Raw genomic sequence first — 17,991 nt, forward strand, 5'->3', positions numbered from 1 at the left:
ACCGCAGAACGTGTTACGGGCAGGTCAGCCGCCAGCCCGTTGACGAGGCGCCAGGTCGGCCTTGGGGAAACTGCCGCCCTGCCGGCCGACCTGCTCGCATACCTTGTCGACGATGTAGGCACCGATCGGGATGGCGGAGGTGGCGGCCGGCGATGGTGCGTTGCACACATTGACGCTGCGCGCGGTGTTGACGAACAGGAAGTCGTCGATCAGCTTGCCGTCACGCGACACGGCCTGGGCACGCACGCCGGCCGGGTATGGCGTGAGGTCGGTCTTGGTGATGCTCGGGCAGTACTTCTGTACCTGCTTGAGGTAGCCACCCTTGAACAGCGAGTTCTTCATCTCGATCAGGCCAGGGCGGAAGTTCTTCGCCAGCACCTTGAGGATGCCCGGGGTGGTCAGGGTCTGGAACAGGTCGGCCGGGCTGACGTCGGTCTTGCGGTAGCCCTCGCGCTTCATCGCCAGCACGGCGTTGGGGCCGACGGTGACGGTGCCGTCGATCATGCGCGTCAGGTGCACCCCCAGGAACGGCATGGACGGGTCGGGAATCGGGTAGATCAGGTGGTTGACAATCTGGTTGTGCTGTTTGGGCAACAAATAGTACTCGCCCCGGAACGGGCAGATGACGAACTCGGTACGCAAGCCCAGCATGCTCACCACGCGGTCGGCCATCAAGCCCGAGCAAGTCACCAGGAAACGGCTGCGCAATTCGTCAGCCTGCGTGCGTACGATCACTTCGCTGGCCAGTTCCTGCAGGCCGACCACCTCGGCGCCATAGCGGATTTCACCCCCGGCGCGCTGGAACTCGGCCCCCATGGCCGCAGTCACTTCAGCATAATTGACGATGCCGCTGGAGGGCACGAAGATGCCACCCATGCCAACGATATTGGGCTCGCGCTCGCGCAGCTCGGCCGCCGACAGCCAGTAGCGCTCCAGGCCATTGGCCGCGGTGCGCTCCCACAGCGCCTTCATGCGCTGCATTTCAAGGTCGTTGGTGGCCACCAGCAGCTTGCCGCACTCATCGAAGCGGATCCCGTGCCGGGTGCAGAAGGCCTTGGTGGCCTTGTTGCCTTCCAGGCAGAAGCGCGCCTTGAGGCTGCCGGGGGTGTAGTACACGCCGGCGTGGATCACGCCGCTGTTGTGGCCGGTCTGGTGGCGGGCCGGGCCGGACTCTTTCTCCAGCAGGAGAATCTTCGCATCCGGGTAGACCTTGATCAGGTGCATGGCCGTGGACATGCCCACAATGCCACCGCCAATGATGATGAAATCGTACACAGCCTTACCTCACACGCAGGCATTGCCTGACTGGCTCACCAAGGCCCGCGCGGGCCCTGGTGGCATCGTTTTGTGCAAAGACGCGTGGGCGGGCGCCCGCCCCGCGCCCTGTCATTATTGCCCGCGCTGGTACAGCGGCTTGGGGAAGGCTACGTAGCCGCGCTGGCGCATCAGCTCGCGGCGCAGGCCTTCGTGCGGCGTGAAGCGGTCGCGGCCATGCAGCCAGAACAGGTTGTTGATCAGCAGGAAGCTACCCACGCCCACCGGTACCGAAAGCTTCTTCGCGCTGCCCTCCAGCGATTCGGACAAGGCGTTCAGCCAGATGCCCTCCTCGTAATTTTCCGGCTGCACGAACTGATCAATGTAGCGCATGGTCGGGCGGCCTTCGGCATCGGTGTCGAACACCGAGTGGAACACATCCTCGGACACTTTCTTGCTCGGCGGTGCGGTCCAGCGCATTTCGCGACGGGCCAGCGGGTGACGGAAGAATTCGTCGCACTGCTCCCAGTCGTCGAGGTGCAGCAGCAGCGAGTTGCCGCCTTCCATGTTCTTTTCGTCGATTTTCAGCATCAGCACGTAGTCGGTGATCTGGTTGACGAAGGTGCCGTCGTTGTGCAGCTCCATGACCCGGTGCGGCTGGCGCAGGTAGCTGTCGGAGTTGTCGCTGTTGACCACTACGAAGCGGGCATAGAACTGACCGCTCATGGCATCGTAGTTGGAGCGCCCGATCAGGTGTGCGCAGGCGGTGGTGAACTTGACCATGTCCTCGGCCTGGCTCACGTCATCCAGGCCGACCGGGGTGATCAGCATGCCGCCGCTGGCGCGGTTGAGGATGGTGTTGAGCAGCACCGGGCGCAGGGTGCCCTGGCACAGCTCGTCGAGGATCTCGCCAACACGGAAACGCAGGAACGACTTGTATTCCAGCGCCTGCACCGGCCACTGGGCAACGGCCTGGACGAACGCTTCGACCGTTTCACGGGCAAAGGTGATCTCAAGCAGGCGTGGCGACTGTTTCGAGGGAGCGATGGTGTAACCACGCGGTTCGAGCGGCAGCGGCATCACAAGTTCGTCGATCTGCGTAAAAGCGTTCATGGCAGTTTCCTGGCAAAAAAGGTGGGTGGCGCCGTCCGGTCATGACCTGGATCAGTGCGGGCGAGGTAAAAATATCGCCACAAACACAAAATGTCTACATTTTTATTATTCAGCGACAAAACACATGTTTGTCCATTGTTTTTCGCCAGCGAACGCTTTCGGTATGATCGGCAAAACGGTTTGAGGAACAGGACCTTGGAAGCGCTCGCCCCCCGACAAAACTCAGCATTCAGCGGGTATGAGAGGCTCAAGAAGGACATCATCCGCGGCGTCTTCAAGCCCGGAGAAAAGCTGTTGATGAGCACCCTTAAGGAACGCTACGACCTGGGCGTGGGCCCACTGCGGGAAGCACTTTCGCAGCTGGTGGCCGAGCACCTGGTCAATGCGATCAGCCAGAAAGGCTACCGCGTGGCGCCCATGTCGCTGGACGAGATGAACGACATCTACGATGCCCGTGCCAACCTGGAGGCAATGATCATCACCCTGGCCATCGAGCGTGGCGACGACGCCTGGGAGGCGTCGGTACTGGCCCACTCGCATACCTTGGCCAAGGTGGTGGAAGTCAAGACCCGCGAGCAGCGCCTGGATGTCTGGGACGAGCGGCACAAGGCGTTCCATACGGCGATTGCATCGGGCTGCGGCTCCAAGCACCTGCTGCAGGCGCGCACCTACCTGTTCGACCAGGCCGAGCGCTACCGGCACCTGTGGTTGACCCAGACGGTGTTTTCCGAACAGGCCCTGGAGCTCAAGCGCCAGGAGCATGCGGCACTGGTGGAAGTGATCCTGGCCCGCGACGCCAAGCGCGCCAGTGCCATGATGCGTTCGCACCTGATGACTCCAGTGCCGATCATTGCGCAGATCATGCATGCCGAGGGGATTGGCACACGCTGAGAGGTAGCCTTGTACCTGTAAGGGCCCTATCGCCGGCAAGCCAGCTCCCACAGGTACTGCGCTGCCCTCAGGGCCCATGGGATCTCTGTGGGAGCTGGCTTGCCGGCGATGGGGCCCTGACGGCAAACACCCTAGATGAATTTTTCTTAAATCGCCGTTTGGCTATTCTTTGGCACAATCAAGTCTCCATTAGATGCCCAGGAACCAGCATGCCTCGCGTACTGACCATCGAAGACGACGCCGTCACCGGCCAGGAAATCGTCGCCGAACTTACCAGCCACGGCCTGGAGGTGGATTGGGCCGATAATGGCCGTGAAGGCCTGGCCAAGGCCATTGCCGGCGGCTACGACCTGATCACCCTGGACCGCATGCTGCCCGAGGTCGACGGGCTGACCATCGTTACCACCCTGCGCAGCCTCAAGATCGCCACGCCGATTCTGATGATCAGCGCCCTCTCCGACGTCGACGAGCGGGTACGCGGCCTGCGTGCCGGGGGTGACGACTACCTGACCAAACCGTTCGCCTCCGACGAGATGGCCGCGCGAGTCGAAGTACTGCTACGCCGCAACAGCGTGCCCATGACCCAGACCCGCCTGCAGGTTGCCGACCTGCAACTGGACCTGATCAGCCACGAGGCCCGCCGTGGCGAGCAGACCCTCAATCTGCTGCCCACCGAGTACAAGTTGCTGGAGTACCTGATGCGCCATAGCGGTCAGGTGATCACGCGGATGATGATTTTCGAGGAAGTCTGGGGCTACCACTTCGACCCGGGCACAAACTTGATAGACGTGCACATCGGCCGCCTGCGCAAGAAAATCGACTCACCCGGCCAGCAGCCGCTGATCCGTACGGTACGGGGCTCCGGCTATGCCATTGCTGAACCCGTCTAAAGGCTGGAGCTCCTCGACCAGCCGCCTGCTTGCGCTGTACAGCTTTCTGTTCGTGGCCTGGAGCAGCATCCTCATGGGGGTGCTGTACTTCGAGGTGTCCAGCTACCTGAACAAGCTCACCCGCCATTCCATGCTGCAACGCCAGCACCTGTTCGCACACATGAGCGGTAAACAGCTGGACGACGCCCTGGTCGCCAGCCAGGCCTTCGAAGAACGCAGCTTCGACGCCTATGGCCTGTTCGACAGCCAGCTCAACCCGATTGGCGGGCGCATTCGCGCCGTCCCGCCAGAGCTGGGGCTGGACGGCAAGGTTCACGAACTCAAACGCTGCCTGGACGCCGACGACCCGCACATGCCACGCGACAGCTGCGACGCGGTAGCGATCAAGGTGCAGGATGGCCGCTGGCTGGTGCTGGTGCGCGACAACGGCTCGCTGTTCGTGGTCACCCGCATCATCCTGCATGCCCTGCTCTGGGGCATCTCGCTGACCCTGATCCCGGGCTTTGCCGGCTGGTACCTGTTAAGGCGCCGGCCGCTCAAGCGCATCCGCGCGATCCAGGCCCAGGCCGAACTGATCGTCGCCGGCGACCTTACCCACCGCCTGCCGTTGTCAGCCCGCCGTGATGAGCTGGATATGCTGGCGGCCATCGTCAACGCCATGCTCGATCGCATCGAGCGGCTGATGCACGAGGTAAAGGGCGTGTGCGACAACATCGCCCACGACCTGCGCACCCCGCTCACCCGCCTGCGCGCCCAGCTGTACCGCATTCGCCAGCAAAGTGAGGTGGACTCCACCCAGGCCGAGGCGCTGGACCAGGCTATCGGCGAAACCGACACGCTGATGGCGCGTTTTCGCGGTTTGTTGCGCATCAGCGAACTGGAAGACCGCCAGCGGCGGGCCGGCTTCGTCCAGCTTGACCCGCACGAACTGCTGGTGGAGTTGCACGACTTCTACCTGCCCTTGGCCGAAGATGGCGGCATCCGCCTGGAACTGCGGCAACCGGATGAGCTGCCGGCATTGCACGGTGACCGCGAGCTGCTGTTCGAGGCGCTGGCCAACCTGGTGGGTAACGGCATCAAGTTCACGCCCGAGGGTGGGCTGGTACGGATTACTGCCACGCAGGATGACAAGGGCCTGCAGCTGGCCATCGAGGACAGCGGACCGGGTATTCCTGAAGAGGAACGGGCGGCAGTGCTGAAGCGCTTCTACCGTAGCGATGAAGGCCATCGCCATGCGGGGTTCGGGCTGGGGTTGTCGATCGTTGCGGCGATCGTCGACCTGCACGGGTTCGGGCTGGAGGTGGGGGAAAGCGAGCTGGGTGGGGCCAGATTGGTGTTGCACTGCCCGTTGGCCGGGTTGGCTAAATAAAAGCGGGGCCGCTTTGCGGCCCATCGCGACACAAGGCCGCTCCTACAAGGATCGCGCAAGCATTGAATGCGGCGCTGATCCTGTAGGAGCGGCCTTGTGTCGCGACGGGCTGCAGAGCAGCCCCCTTGAAACCGATCAGTCGGCCAGACGCCAGGTAGTCCCGCCCTTGCCGTCTTCCAGCACCACACCCATGGCAGTCAGCTGGTCGCGAATGCGGTCGGACTCGGCCCAGTTCTTGTCCGCACGCGCCTGCAGGCGCGCCTGGATCAAGCCTTCGACCTCAGCGGCATTCACCTTGCCTTCGGCACCGGCACGCAGGAAGTCATCGGCTTCCAGCTGCAGCACACCCAGCACATCACCCAGCTCGCGCAGGCGACCGGCCAGGCCGGCAGCCGCGTCCAGGTCGCTGTCGCGCAGGCGGTTGATCTCGCGCACCAGGTCGAACAGCACGGCGCAGGCTTCGGGGGTGCCGAAGTCGTCGTTCATCGCCACGCTGAAGCGCTCGACAAATTCTTCGCCGCCCTTCGCCGCCACCCGTGGCAAGCCACGCAAAGCGTGGTAGAAGCGCTCCAGTGCGCCCTTGGCATCGCGCAGGCTGTCTTCCGAGTAGTTGATCGCGCTGCGGTAGTGGCTGGCCACCAGCAGGTAGCGCACCACTTCCGGGTGGTACTTCTCGAGCACGTCGCGGATGGTGAAGAAGTTGTTCAACGACTTGGACATCTTCTCGCCATTGATTCGGATCATGCCGCAGTGCATCCAGGCATTGGCGTACTGCTTGCCGGTGGCCGCCTCGCTCTGGGCAATCTCGTTCTCGTGGTGCGGGAACTCCAGATCGCTGCCGCCGCCGTGGATGTCAAAGCTCTCACCCAGGCAGCAGGTGGACATCACCGAGCATTCGATGTGCCAGCCCGGACGCCCCGGGCCCCATGGCGATTCCCAACTCGGCTCGCCCGGCTTGACGCCCTTCCACAGCACGAAGTCCAGCGGGTCCTGCTTGGCTTCGTCAACCTCTATACGGGCACCGATGCGCAGGTCTTCGATCTTCTTGCGCGACAGCTTGCCGTAGCCGACGAACTTGCCGACGCGGTAGTACACGTCGCCGTTGCCGGGGGCGTAGGCGTAACCCTTGTCGATCAGGGTCTGGATCATCGCGTGCATGCCGGCAATATGGTCGGTGGCCCGTGGCTCCTGGTCCGGCGGCAGGATGTTCAGGCGGCGCTCGTCTTCGTGCATCGCGTCGATCATGCGGGCGGTCAGGGCGTCGAAGCTTTCGCCGTTCTCGTTGGCCCGGTTGATGATCTTGTCATCGATGTCGGTGATGTTGCGCACGTAGGTCAGCTCGTAGCCGCTCTTGCGCAGCCAGCGGGTGACCAGGTCGAAAGCCACCATGCTGCGGCCATGGCCCAGGTGGCAATAGTCGTATACGGTCATGCCGCACACGTACATGCGCACCTTGTTGCCATCCAGCGGCTTGAAGACTTCCTTCGCTTTGCTCAGCGTGTTGTAGATGGTAAGCACGGCGGTTCCTCAGCTGCCCCAGGAGTCACGCAGGGTGACGGTGCGGTTGAACACCGGGCGACCCGGCTGGCTGTCTTTCAGGTCGGCGCAGAAGTAGCCTTCGCGTTCGAACTGGAAGCGGTCCTCGGGCTGCGCCTGTGCCAGCGACGGCTCGGCACGGCAGCCGCTGAGCACTTGCAGCGAGCCGGGGTTGATGTTGTCCAGGAAGCTGCCGCCCTCCTCGGTCTTTTCCGGGTTCGGCGAGCGGAACAGGCGGTCGTACAGGCGCACTTCGCACTCGACGCTGCCCTCGGCCGGCACCCAGTGGATCACGCCCTTGACCTTGCGGCCTTCGGGGTTCTTGCCCAGGGTGTCCGGGTCGTACGAGCAGCGCAGCTCGACGATGTTGCCATCGGCATCCTTGATCGCCTCGTCGGCGCGGATCACGTAGCTGCCGCGCAGGCGCACTTCACCGGCCGGTTCCAGGCGCTTGTAGCCCTTCGGTGGCTCTTCCATGAAGTCGTCACGATCGATGTACAGCTCACGGGAGAACGGCAGCACGCGCACGCCCATGTCTTCCTTCGGGTGGCGCGGCAGTTCGAGCTGCTCGACCTGGCCTTGCGGATAGTTGGTGATGACCACTTTCAGCGGGCGCAGCACGCACATGGCGCGCGGCGCGGTGCGGTCAAGGTCGTCACGGATGCTGAACTCGAGCATCGACATGTCGACCACGCCGTCGGAACGGTTGGTACCGATCATTTCGCAGAAATTGCGGATCGAAGCCGGGGTGTAGCCGCGGCGACGGAAACCGGACAGGGTCGACATGCGTGGGTCGTCCCAGCCTTCAACGTGCTTTTCGTCGACCAGCTGCTTGAGCTTGCGCTTGGACGTGATGGTGTAGTTCAGGTTCAGGCGGCTGAACTCGTACTGGCGCGGGTGTGCCGGCACCGGCAGGTTGTCGAGGAACCAGTCGTACAGCGGACGATGCCCTTCGAACTCCAGGGTGCAGATCGAGTGGGTGATGCCCTCGATGGCGTCCGACTGGCCATGGGTAAAGTCGTAGTTCGGGTAGATGCACCACTTGTCACCGGTCTGGTGATGGTGGGCATGGCGAATACGGTACAGGATCGGGTCGCGCAGGTTCATGTTCGGCGAGGCCATGTCGATCTTGGCCCGCAGCACGCGCTCGCCATCCTTGAACTCGCCGGCCTTCATGCGGGCGAACAGGTCGAGGTTTTCGTCGACGCTGCGCTCGCGGAACGGGCTGTTCTTGCCCGGTTCCTTGAGGTTGCCACGATATTCCTTGGCTTGCTCAGGGGTAAGGTCGCAAACGTAGGCCTTGCCACGCTTGATCAGCTCGACCGCCCAGTCGTGCAGCTGGTCGAAGTAGTCGGAGGCGTAGCGCACGTCGCCGGCCCAGTCGAAGCCCAGCCACTTGACATCGCTCTGGATGGCGTCGATGTACTCCTGGTCTTCCTTGGCCGGGTTGGTATCGTCGAAACGCAGGTGGCAAACGCCCCCGAACTCCTTGGCCAGGCCGAAGTTGACGCAGATCGACTTGGCGTGACCGATATGCAGGTAACCATTGGGTTCCGGCGGGAAACGGGTGACGATGCTGCTGTGCTTGCCCGAGTCCAGGTCAGCCTGGATGATCGGCCGCAGGAAGTTCGCAGGGACAGCGGGGGCGCCTTTGGCAGCGGCGTTGGGCGCGTTGTCGGCAGTGGGCTTGCTCATAGGATCCTTGAATGCACGTGTCCGGCCTGGGTAGGCCGATTGAATCAAAGGGCCTATCATAGCCGAAGCAGTCAAGCTGCTGACAGCCGGGCCCGGACAAACTGGCGTGATTTATCACGGCTTTTTGCCGCAGCCTGGCAAAATGGCCAGTGCGCGCCATGTGTCGCGATCGCCTGATCCTGCGTCAGGTGATAACCCGCGCCCTGCGCACCCTAATTCCCGATTGCCTTGAAAGAGCGAGTTTCAGCATGTCCAAAGTCAAACTGAGCACCAACCACGGCGACATCGTCCTGCAACTGGACGCCGAGAAAGCGCCGCTGACTACCGAAAACTTCGTTCAGTACGTCAAGGACGGCCACTACAATGGCACCGTGTTCCACCGCGTAATCAAGGGCTTCATGATCCAGGGCGGCGGCTTCGAGCCGGGCATGAGCCAGAAGAAAACCCGCGCCAGCATCCAGAACGAAGCCGACAACGGTCTGAAAAACAAGAAGTACAGCATCGCCATGGCACGTACCATGGAGCCGCACTCCGCCTCGGCGCAGTTCTTCATCAACTCCTCCGACAACGACTTCCTCAACCACAGCGGCAAGAACGTGCAAGGCTGGGGCTACGCGGTATTCGGCGAAGTGATCGAAGGCCGTGAAATCGTCGACGCCATCGAAAAGGTCGCCACCGGTTCCAAGGCTGGCCACCAGGACGTGCCGAAAGACGACGTCATCATCGAGAAAGCCGAGATCATTGAGTGATCCTGCTGATCTCCGATCTGCACCTGCAAGAAGAACGCCCGGACATTACCCGGGCGTTTCTTGATCTGCTCGATGGCCGCGCCCGTCACGCCCAGGCGTTGTACATCCTTGGCGACTTCTTCGAAGCCTGGATCGGCGACGATGCCATGACCCCCTTCCAGCAGTCGGTCTGCCACGCCATGCGTCGGCTGAGCGACAGCGGCACGGCCATCTACCTGATGCATGGCAACCGTGACTTCCTGATCGGCCAGGCCTTCTGCGACGCTGCCGGCTGCAGGTTGCTGCACGACCCCTGCGTGATCGAACTGGGCGGTGAACAGGTGCTGCTGATGCATGGCGATACCTTGTGCACCCGCGACCTGGCCTACATGAAAATGCGCCGTCTGCTGCGCAACCGGCTGAGCCTGTGGGTGTTGCGGCACCTGCCGCTGTCGGTCCGCTACAAGCTGGCACGCAAGCTACGCAGCGAAAGCCGCACGCAAACGCGAATGAAGTCCACCGAGATTGTCGATGTCACGCCGGAGGAAGTGCCGAAGGTGATGGCGGCGCATGGTGTGCGCACGTTGGTGCATGGGCATACCCATCGGCCGGCGATACACAAGCTGGTGGTGGACGGGCAACCGGCACGGCGTATCGTGCTGGGCGACTGGGACCGCCGCGGCTGGGCATTGCAGGTTGACGAGCAAGGGTTTCAACTGGCGCCGTTCGAGTTTTCCTGAACGGCCCAGTCGCCTTCTTCGCGGGCTCGCCCGCCCACAGGCACTGCACCCGGGCAACAAGCGGTGCGGTACCTGTGGGAGCGGGCAAGCCCGCGAAGAGGCCAGCATGCCTTACTGCTGAACCACCGCCCCCTTGTCCCCTTCACTGATCACCACTTCCCGGTACTCCGGGTCTGCCTTGATCTGCGCCTCGGTAAACGGAAGCACCGCCAGTTGCCCGGCCGCGAACGCCTTGGTCTGGTCACCGGCGTGGATCGAAGCCGCTTCACTCGACTGGGAAAACGCCAGCAGCCCGCGGGCCTCTGGCCCCTTGTCGGTAAAGCTGACCAGTTGCAGGTAGCTGGTACCACTGACCACCAGCCGCTTGCCCTGCCCGTGCGGCACGCTGTAGATCGCGTTGTATACGCCCAATGCCTGCGGGCCACCCGGCACCGGCGTGCCATTACTCGCATGTTGCACCTGCCCCCAACGCGCCTCCCCTGTTATACCGCTATCACTCACCTGCTTGAGCGAAGCCAGCGCGGCCTGGTGCAGCAGTTTGCGCACGGCTGCTTGCTCGACCGCCAACCCACGCGGGGTATGCTGCGGATCGGCCGGGTCAAAGGCCACCCGCCAGCTTTCCGGGTGCTCGGCCAAGGCATCGAACAGGTTCTGGAAATGCACCAGGCCAATGCCGCTCTCCAGGTCAGCCTTGCCATTCCAGGTCGCCAGGCTGCTGCATACGGCCCGCACATCCGCATCGGCGCCCTTGCACCATTGCAGCAGGTCTGGCAGTACCAGGCTGGCCAGATAAACCTCATCATCGGTCACCATGCGCTGCAGGTCGTCAGCACCCAACCGGGCCTTACCCTGCAGGCGGTGCAGGGCAAAGCGGCCACGCATGCCCAGCGGCTGGTCACTGCGGCTGACCAGCGGCGAATAACCGGTCAACGGCTGCGCCGGGTTGGCCATCCAGGCCGGGTCGTTGGAGTTCTGCACGAAGTCTTCGCGCTCCAGACTTGGCAGCAGCCGTGCGGGGAAGATCCCCGGCTGTGCGGCCTGCGCATCCACCTTCCACTGGCACGCGCTGCGTGAGCCATCCAGTACCACCAGGCGCCCCTGTGCCTGCGGGTTGCTGCATGCATCCAGCAATTGCTGATCCACATAAGGCACCACCGACTGGTTCAGGTACAAGGCCTTGCCAGCCTGGTCCACCGCCAGCGTGTTTACCCAGGGAATGCCCTGCACTTGTTCGATCGAGCCTTTCAACGTCGCCAGGCTGTCGGCACGGTTGATCTGGTACCACTGCTGCAACACCCGGGTGTTCTCGAGGTTGGCGTCGCGCAGGCTGTAGGCCGCCTGTGCATCCCAGTCCAGGCGCCCGGGCCACTGCACCAGCGGGCCGAACTGCGAGCTGTAGATCTGGCGCTGCACCTGGCTCAGGCCGCCATCCTCGGCCCTGACCGCAACGCTGACGGTTTGCCGGGTCAGCGGCAGTGATTTGCCATCCAGCAGGTAGCGGGTCGGGTCCTTGGGGTCGAGCTGCAGGCGGTACAGGGTGAAGTGCTTCGACGTGTCGACGGTGTGCGTCCAGGCCAGATGCTGGTTGAACCCGATATTGACCACTGGCAGGCCCGGCAATGCTGCCCCCATCACATCGAGCTGGCCGGGAATGGTCAGCTGCATCTGGTAGAAGCGCATGCCGCCCATCCACGGGAAGTGCGGGTTGGCCAGCAACAGGCCGCGGCCATTGGCCGAACGCTGCGCCCCGACGGCCACCGCATTGCTACCGCGCTCCGCGGCAAAACGTTGCTGCCGGGCCAGCGCCGTGGCGAACCCTGTAGACGCTTGCTGGCTGGCCAGTGTTGGCGGTTGCGCACCCGCCAGTGCTTCGACGAACTGCCCGACACCGCCTTCAGCCAGCAGCCGACGGGTCAGCTTGACCAGGTCTTCGCTGCTGATCGGCCGCAGCCACTCGCCGCTGCCACATTCGGCGGGCAAACCCTGGCTGCGGCGCTCGGCCAGCGCACGGTTGTAACCGCTGGCATAGCCTGCCAGCAGCGCCTTTACCGGCGCCGGCTGCGCCTGCAGGAACGCATCGACTGCCGCCGGCGTGTTGAGCCAGGTGAAGAACACATCGCTGGCCAGGTTGTCACGCTGCTCCAGGGTTTTGCCCTTGGCACCGAAGTAGCGTGAGCGCTCGCCGCTCACGGTCAGCACTTCATTGGCCAACAGGCAGAGGTTGTCCTGGGCGTAGGCGTAGCCGATGCCATAGCCCAGGCCACGTTCGTCCTTGGCCACGATGTGCGGCACCCCGTAACTGGTTCGGCGAATTTGCGCACTGGCATCGGCTGCGGCGGACTGCGCCGGCACTGCAGCGAAGCTGACGGCTACCAGGGCCGCGACCAGGCCAGCGCAAGTCATGGGACGGGAAAGTGGAAACACAGGCACTCCTCGGATTCGGGGTCATCCCGATCAGACGAATGGCCAAATGAAAATTTTACGTACTACAAGCCAATGGAACGTCTTGAACAGAACCAGGCATTTTTTTTGCGATCGGGCTGCAGTTTTTCCGTTCTCATTCGTCCTAGTAAGTGAGGCACCCATATTTCGGGTTCGTCCACGAAAAGGAGCATTCACATGTACAACCCGCATACCTCGAGCCAGGCTGGGCGCGTCCCAGGCAACGCGCCCAATGGACAGGGCGTTTTGGCTGACGAACGCATCGGCAACGAACAGATCCGCGAGCTACTGCGCAGCTTCGGCCTGCGCACCAGCCTGATCCGCCTGAAAGTCATCGATGCCTTGCACGCCGCCGACCGCAATGGCCGCAGCATTGGCGTACGCGGCGTGCACGCGCAGCTGGAACAACTGGACATCCCCCTGTCATTCCTCAGCGTACGCGAAGTGCTCAAGCGGCTGTGCGCCGAGGGCGTCATCCAGCTGGGCAGCGACAAATGCTACAGCCTCAACCCCCAGGCGCGCGCCGTGCTGGAGCAAACGCCTTTGCGCTGAGCGCATGGCCGGCCATGACTGGCCGGCCCGCCAGGCTCAAGGCTTGACCTTGCGTCGCAGAATACCGTTGATCACCACGACCACCACGGCGATGGCGATGGCCAGCATCTGGAAGGTCTGCTCACTGATCGTGCCCTCCTTCTGCAGGTGGGACAGGCCCAGCATCAAGCCCAGTACCACCAGGATGATCAGAAGGGAATATTTGAGGCGCTGCACGTGTGTCATCGAAGGTTCCTTGCAACATCAGGGGCAAATGGCTCGCAACAAGCCGCGGCAATGATACAACGGCCAGCCAGCCCCGGCGCTGCATTTCCTGCTGGGTGGGGCGGCGCCTGCCTGAAAGCATGGGGCTCCCACTCATGCTGGAGGCTCCATGTACAAACCCCTGCTGTTCGCCTCGCTGTTTCTGACACCCTTTTCCCTTCATGCACTGGACACCCGCCAGGTCCCGACCGAGCAACTGCTCGAACTCGGCCGCGAACTGGCTACCCACGCTGGCGCCAGCCAATGGCAACAACTCTGGCAGCGCGTGCGCCAGGCAGGTTACCTGCAAGACAAGGGTGCTCCGCTGCATTTCAGCGTACCGCCGGCGCAACTGCCCGAACTGGCCAGGAAAACCCTGGCCCGGGCCGACCAGGCACGCCCGCTGCACCAGACCCAGGCGCTGTATCGCCGCAGCTTCGCCGGGCTGGTCATCGGCCATCGCGACGGGCAGCCGCTGCATGCGCTATGCCTGCTGGTCGACTGGCGCACGCTGCCACACGGCATGCGCGAGACACCCCAAGCCTACCTGCGCAGCGCCAGCCTTCTGAGCGGCTATCCGTGCGATTGAGGGTTACCCGGCCCAACACGCAATACAGGGCGAGACCTCATGGGAAATCACCCGCTGCAGCCAAATGTTGAAGCCATGTCCTACAACGCCCGATATCGCTGCCTGCAAAAACTGTTCGCTGAAGCTACAACCCCCAACCCATATGCCGCCTAGCGACGCGCCGCGGCTGTCACAGAAAATCCAGTCACACCTTCGACATAACGCCGCTGGTGATCGGGTAGCACAGCCCATCCGCCCCGAAGGAGCGCCATATGCAATTGCCAGACTTGAGCCACATCGATATCAGCCAACTGCCCCACTCGCTGCAGGCCCTGATCGACTGCATCGGCATCGAAAACGCCTACCAGCTGACCTGCGCCTACGGCGGCAGGCCCAAGTACATCCCCAAGCACCGCGAGCGCACCAAGCTTGCCGATGTGTTGCCAGCCGAAGCGCTCGACGCGCTGATCAAGCGCTTTGCCGGTGTGGCCCTGGAAATTCCCAAGGCTGACCACTTCCTGCGTCAGTTGCGCAACCTGCAAATCCAGAAGGAAAGCGCCAACGGCTTGTCCCGCAGCCTGTTGGCCGACAAGTACGGCCTGAGCCTGCGCCAGATTGGCAACATCCGTCGCCAGGCGTAGTTTTTCAACTTGAACAAAAATTTTTTCACAAAAAAATAAAATGAAGTCTCACTTACCGCCCCTACTACCAAGGATCTAACCGATGTTACTAACTCTCATCCTAGTACATAAAGGGATGGCGCTCAGCGCTCAGCGAGTTCATAGTATTGAGGTATTCATGCGCACCTCGGAGCGTCTCCATGAATGGTAAAATCATTTACGGAATCGCCGATCAGCTTTCGGCTCACTGCTGGACCACTCCTCATCACGCCTTCTTGACTAGGTGTAACTGGATCGTCCAAAAAGCTACCGGGGTATTGGGAAGCCATGAGGCTGCCGAACGGTGGCTAACCCATCCCGCTTTGGGACTTGGACACCAAGCGCCTTGCACGATCCTGGGCACCAGCGAGGGCTATACTGAAGTTTATAATTATCTTTGCCGAATTGAGTACTGCATTTACACATAAAACCTACAGATTAACAATAAGGCTGCCATACCAATATCAATTACCTTTGGGCATCAAAATCCATGTCAGCGGCCTTTCCTCTAAGAAACCGCCCCTCAGGACGGCTTCTGGCTGCACATCACTGACGTGAAGAAGAGCTCATCGGGTAAGCCAGCCCTCCACCTCATCTGCCCCGTACTCTGCTTTCCATTCCTTAAGCAGCTTGTGATTGCCCCCTTTGGTCTCGATGATCTCGCCGTTATGCGGGTTTTTGTACTGCTTAACCTTGCGTGCCCGGCGCGGGGCTCTCTCATCGACCGATGAAGCTACAGCACGACGACTGGCTTGTGGATCCAAGATGTTGATCACATCGCGCAGGCTGCAGCCATACTCGGCGAGCAGATCACGAAGCTTGGTCTCGAATGCAATTTCTCTCTGAAGCTCAGAGGAGCTTTTCATTTCTTCCAGCTCAGCTAACTGAGCGGCCAATTTCTGTTCAAGCTGACGAAATTCTGCCAAGCGGGACATAAGTACTTCCTCGTTACCAAATTATATTGATGGATTACATTTAACACATCTGGAAGGATTCCACTTAAATTTTCTTTATAGCCCGATGAATTCCGCCACTACGGCGATTAGGTCAACCAACCTACCGGCCATGGGGTTACCCATACCGTAGCTACGACAAGAGTCCAGCGCGACACATGATGGCTTGGCATACGCCCTATGTTCGCGCTGATCATTTCATGTCTGGCCAACTGATCTGAGCGTCATGGTCATGAAGCACACATTCATTGGACTAATCGGGACAGGCGAGCCGCTGATACGGCAAGCTCTGGAGTCCATTCCTAAAGCCCATGAAGCTGACCCTTCTGGTTTGCCCGCGGATGAGGTGCTGCGTCTTAAACTGTTGACGGATTCGCTTTACCAAGCTGTCATTGATAGTCAGCTTGTCAAAGCTGGCGAGCCACTGCCGATCATTCACTAGGGTGTTTCCATTAAATGACGCAAAAATCACCATTTCTTTATCCTGATCACCCTATGTATACCCAGGCAACGGACGCATTAAAGCGATATCACGAAGCTCAAGCTTCTGGCTGCCCTACCGAAGAAATCGAACGTCTCCTTCAAATTGCGGAAGCAGAGTTCCAAGCTGTAAACGAATATCAACTCAGGGCTCTGGACTGCCATTTCCGCAAGAGCCATTGAGGGGCCCAGCAAGCACGCTTTTCGAGGGTATATCCGTCACCTGAGCGCATCACTAAATGAGCAGTGCGCCACCGAGCGAACACTGACCTGCCCCGGTTCCGCCCCTACCCCTTCAGCGATGGAGAACTGCGCTTTTATACTCAGCCCCACCAACTCATCAGCTTTCGAAGAGGGCTTTTAGTTCTGACAATTAAATCTTATCCGAGCTAATCGTCATTAAACTTAATTAACAATACGGTATACGTGTCAAATAATACAATATATTAAGGATTGCCGTCTCAGTTCCACTGGCGGTGGATGCAGTGGCGCCTCGGTCGAGGCGTCTTCGCCGGGCACGGCGGCTAATACCGTGCGCAGTTACCAGAGCGCCCTCGCCTATTGGTCGGCCTGGCTTCAACTGCGCATCACCGGGCGCTCGGCGACGGCCCCTACCGTAGAGGTCGCAATGCAGTTCATCGTCGCTCACTTGGCCCACAAAGCTGGTAGGTAAAAAGCACGAGCCTCGCCACCCACTGACATCGCGCGCGTCGGCTGTGCTGTGGCAAACTGCCGGCTCTATTGGTTGTCCGATGAAATCGCCTCCCTATGCCTGAAGCACATCCCCGCCCTGCTCCCAACGCCAAGGCCAATGAATGCGAATCCGAACCGATTGCCCGTCGTGGGCGCCCGGTTGGCGATCGCGACGCCAAAAGGTCCGAGTTGCTGGCGGCGGCGATCGCGGTGATCGCGCAAGAAGGCTATGCCGGTGCCACCATGCGCAAGGTGGCGCAGCACGCCGGGTGCACCACAGGCGCGGTGACCTACTACTTCGCCAACAAGGAAGAAATGGTCAGTGCCGTTGCGCAGACCCTGTTCGACAAGGTCGACGCACTGCTGGACATCCACCTCGATCAGGTCGACATCAAGTCGCTCATTGAGCAGTGGCACCAATGGATCAGCCTTGACGAGCCAGGCAACTGGCTTGCATGGCTGCAACTGCTCACCCATGCCCGGCACCAGCCCGCGTTCGCCAGCGTCATCAAGCAGCGCTATACCAACTTCCGCGAGGTGGCCACTTCGGTGCTGGAGGCCGGCCAGCGCCAGGGCCAGGTCCGTGAAGATGTGCCGGCCGATGTGTTGGCCGATCACATTGCCGCGTTCAGTGATGGCTGGCTCATGATGCTGCCTTTCGAATCCGAGCCTGTCAGCGCAGAGCGCGGGAAGGCCTTGATTGACGCCTTCATTGTCATGATTTCTCCCCCTAAAACCGCCAAGTCCTAAGTCGCCTCCCGGTAAACCCGGCGCCTTCCCAGGAAGGCGTCACCCCACCAAACCGCTCGGTCTTCGCCGCCTTCCGTCGTCGCGCAACCGTCGCCCCGCGCCTTGCCGACCCAACCCAAGCACCAGGCCCCGATAGCGCCTGCCCTGCTTTTTTTGCAGGCTCTGGCGCCATTGCGTCTTGCATGTAAGCAAAACTCCTGTATTTTACAAAACACTTGATATAACAAATAAAACACAACCAAGTGGCAGGAGCGAAAATGGGCTTTAGCACCAAGACGCTGTCGCGATCCGAGCAGGCATGCCAGAACTGCCGGCTCCTTATTCCACAAAGACGCAGGTTGTCTGAAATGGACGACCTCACCTTCCCCCACCTCTCCCAACCTGGCCTCGGCCTGACCCTCCGCGCAAGCGGGTGGCCAATTCGCAACGGGGCAC

General features: G+C 61.4%; 18 protein-coding genes and 1 pseudogene. 12 read left to right on the forward strand and 7 right to left on the reverse strand.

Annotated features, from left to right (window positions below; translation table 11 throughout):
• Positions 1-24: 24 nt before the first annotated feature.
• Both lhgO and glaH read right to left on the reverse strand, forming a co-directional pair.
• Positions 25-1,275: an L-2-hydroxyglutarate oxidase gene (gene lhgO, locus QIY50_25120; GenBank protein WGV20502.1), complete on the reverse strand. Its 1,251-nt coding sequence runs from the start codon at positions 1,273-1,275 to the stop codon at positions 25-27.
• A gap of 114 nt (positions 1,276-1,389) precedes the next feature.
• On the reverse strand, positions 1,390-2,367 hold the full coding sequence (glaH, locus tag QIY50_25125) for a glutarate dioxygenase GlaH (protein ID WGV20503.1): 978 nt from the start codon (positions 2,365-2,367) through the stop codon (positions 1,390-1,392).
• 195 nt (positions 2,368-2,562) lie between these two features.
• Between glaH and csiR the strand changes: the two genes are divergently transcribed.
• The 3 genes from csiR (at position 2,563) to QIY50_25140 (ending at position 5,517) form a co-directional block, all read left to right on the forward strand.
• The gene (gene csiR / locus QIY50_25130; protein ID WGV20504.1) at positions 2,563-3,258 is read left to right on the forward strand and encodes a DNA-binding transcriptional regulator CsiR; all 696 of its coding nucleotides are present in this window, start codon (positions 2,563-2,565) and stop codon (positions 3,256-3,258) included.
• Between the two features lie 209 nt (positions 3,259-3,467).
• Positions 3,468-4,148 (forward strand): response regulator transcription factor, encoded by a 681-nt coding sequence (locus QIY50_25135; GenBank protein ID WGV20505.1) that lies wholly within the window; start codon positions 3,468-3,470, stop codon positions 4,146-4,148.
• The gene (locus tag QIY50_25140) at positions 4,126-5,517 is read left to right on the forward strand and encodes a HAMP domain-containing sensor histidine kinase (GenBank protein WGV20506.1); all 1,392 of its coding nucleotides are present in this window, start codon (positions 4,126-4,128) and stop codon (positions 5,515-5,517) included. The genes QIY50_25135 and QIY50_25140 overlap by 23 nt, the downstream gene beginning before the upstream one ends.
• A gap of 135 nt (positions 5,518-5,652) precedes the next feature.
• Here the strand turns inward: QIY50_25140 and cysS are convergent, their stop codons facing one another.
• Positions 5,653-7,035: a cysteine--tRNA ligase gene (gene cysS, locus QIY50_25145; GenBank protein ID WGV20507.1), complete on the reverse strand. Its 1,383-nt coding sequence runs from the start codon at positions 7,033-7,035 to the stop codon at positions 5,653-5,655.
• A 9-nt stretch (positions 7,036-7,044) separates the two neighbouring features.
• The gene (locus QIY50_25150) at positions 7,045-8,748 is read right to left on the reverse strand and encodes a glutamine--tRNA ligase/YqeY domain fusion protein (GenBank protein WGV20508.1); all 1,704 of its coding nucleotides are present in this window, start codon (positions 8,746-8,748) and stop codon (positions 7,045-7,047) included.
• 248 nt (positions 8,749-8,996) lie between these two features.
• Here QIY50_25150 and QIY50_25155 point away from each other — a divergent pair, with 248 nt between their 5' ends.
• Together QIY50_25155 and QIY50_25160 are read left to right on the forward strand one after the other, a co-directional pair.
• Positions 8,997-9,497: a peptidylprolyl isomerase gene (locus QIY50_25155; protein WGV20509.1), complete on the forward strand. Its 501-nt coding sequence runs from the start codon at positions 8,997-8,999 to the stop codon at positions 9,495-9,497.
• Entirely contained in the window at positions 9,494-10,216 is a 723-nt protein-coding gene (locus tag QIY50_25160; GenBank protein WGV20510.1) for a UDP-2,3-diacylglucosamine diphosphatase, read from the forward strand. The genes QIY50_25155 and QIY50_25160 overlap by 4 nt, the downstream gene beginning before the upstream one ends.
• Before the next feature lie 111 nt (positions 10,217-10,327).
• Here QIY50_25160 and QIY50_25165 read toward each other — a convergent pair whose 3' ends face one another.
• Positions 10,328-12,619: an acylase gene (locus QIY50_25165; protein WGV23117.1), complete on the reverse strand. Its 2,292-nt coding sequence runs from the start codon at positions 12,617-12,619 to the stop codon at positions 10,328-10,330.
• Between the two features lie 216 nt (positions 12,620-12,835).
• Between QIY50_25165 and QIY50_25170 the strand changes: the two genes are divergently transcribed.
• Positions 12,836-13,210 (forward strand): fe2+ zn2+ uptake regulation protein, encoded by a 375-nt coding sequence (locus QIY50_25170; protein ID WGV20511.1) that lies wholly within the window; start codon positions 12,836-12,838, stop codon positions 13,208-13,210.
• Positions 13,211-13,246: 36 nt separating this feature from the next.
• Here QIY50_25170 and QIY50_25175 read toward each other — a convergent pair whose 3' ends face one another.
• Positions 13,247-13,435 carry a hypothetical protein gene (locus QIY50_25175; protein WGV20512.1) on the reverse strand — a complete coding sequence of 63 codons (189 nt, stop codon included), beginning with the start codon at positions 13,433-13,435 and terminating at the stop codon, positions 13,247-13,249.
• A 148-nt stretch (positions 13,436-13,583) separates the two neighbouring features.
• On the opposite strand from QIY50_25175, the gene QIY50_25180 reads away from it, so the two are divergent.
• A complete protein-coding gene (locus QIY50_25180) occupies positions 13,584-14,042 on the forward strand; it encodes a hypothetical protein (protein ID WGV20513.1) in 459 nt (152 codons plus the stop codon).
• Positions 14,043-14,293: 251 nt separating this feature from the next.
• The gene (locus QIY50_25185; GenBank protein ID WGV20514.1) at positions 14,294-14,662 is read left to right on the forward strand and encodes a Mor transcription activator family protein; all 369 of its coding nucleotides are present in this window, start codon (positions 14,294-14,296) and stop codon (positions 14,660-14,662) included.
• A gap of 584 nt (positions 14,663-15,246) precedes the next feature.
• Here QIY50_25185 and QIY50_25190 read toward each other — a convergent pair.
• Positions 15,247-15,615: a DNA binding protein gene (locus QIY50_25190; GenBank protein WGV20515.1), complete on the reverse strand. Its 369-nt coding sequence runs from the start codon at positions 15,613-15,615 to the stop codon at positions 15,247-15,249.
• A 250-nt stretch (positions 15,616-15,865) separates the two neighbouring features.
• Here QIY50_25190 and QIY50_25195 point away from each other — a divergent pair, with 250 nt between their 5' ends.
• The 4 genes and pseudogenes from QIY50_25195 to QIY50_25210 all read left to right on the forward strand — a co-directional run bounded on the left by QIY50_25195 (position 15,866) and on the right by QIY50_25210 (position 17,556).
• Positions 15,866-16,075, forward strand: a complete 210-nt coding sequence (locus tag QIY50_25195; GenBank protein WGV20516.1) for a hypothetical protein — start codon at positions 15,866-15,868, stop codon at positions 16,073-16,075.
• Between the two features lie 14 nt (positions 16,076-16,089).
• Complete coding sequence (locus QIY50_25200) at positions 16,090-16,296, forward strand: hypothetical protein (protein ID WGV20517.1); 207 nt, start codon at positions 16,090-16,092, stop codon at positions 16,294-16,296.
• Positions 16,297-16,558: 262 nt separating this feature from the next.
• Positions 16,559-16,768: pseudogene (locus tag QIY50_25205) on the forward strand (hypothetical protein).
• A 113-nt stretch (positions 16,769-16,881) separates the two neighbouring features.
• On the forward strand, positions 16,882-17,556 hold the full coding sequence (locus tag QIY50_25210) for a TetR/AcrR family transcriptional regulator (protein ID WGV20518.1): 675 nt from the start codon (positions 16,882-16,884) through the stop codon (positions 17,554-17,556).
• Positions 17,557-17,991 lie beyond the last annotated feature (435 nt).

It is taken from the genome of Pseudomonas putida, assembly GCA_029953615.1.
Classification (GTDB): Bacteria; Pseudomonadota; Gammaproteobacteria; order Pseudomonadales; family Pseudomonadaceae; genus Aquipseudomonas.